Origin of the sequence: Dolichospermum circinale AWQC131C (genome assembly GCF_000426905.1) — a bacterium.
Taxonomy (GTDB): domain Bacteria; phylum Cyanobacteriota; class Cyanobacteriia; order Cyanobacteriales; family Nostocaceae; genus Dolichospermum; species Dolichospermum circinale.
In genome coordinates this window covers 1,623-1,895 of the sequence record NZ_KE384648.1, presented here as the reverse complement: position 1 = coordinate 1,895, position 273 = coordinate 1,623, and the positions used below count along the sequence as shown (strand labels likewise).

The following is a 273-nucleotide window of genomic DNA, read 5'->3' as shown; positions in this document are numbered from 1 at the left end:
GGGTACAGCCACATTCAATAATGACTATACTCAAATAGGTGCAGCTAGTTTCACCGCTACCACTGGAACTATTACCTTTGCGGCGGGAAGTAGTACAAAAACTCTGACTATTGACCCCACAGGTGATAGCACTCCAGAAAGTAATGAAACCGTGGCTTTAACTCTAACTACAGGAACAGGTTACACCATTGGCACAACCACAGCCGTGACGGGAACTATTACTAATGATGATGTTGTTGCTTCACCCAGCATTACCCTAGCGGTATCACCCAG

1 protein-coding gene is annotated in these 273 nt (G+C 45.8%); it reads left to right on the top strand.

Annotation, left to right across the window (positions count from 1 at the left end):
* Window positions 1-273: hypothetical protein (locus tag ACIR131C_RS26270; RefSeq protein WP_196811810.1), on the top strand; the 273-nt coding region annotated here is incomplete at both ends.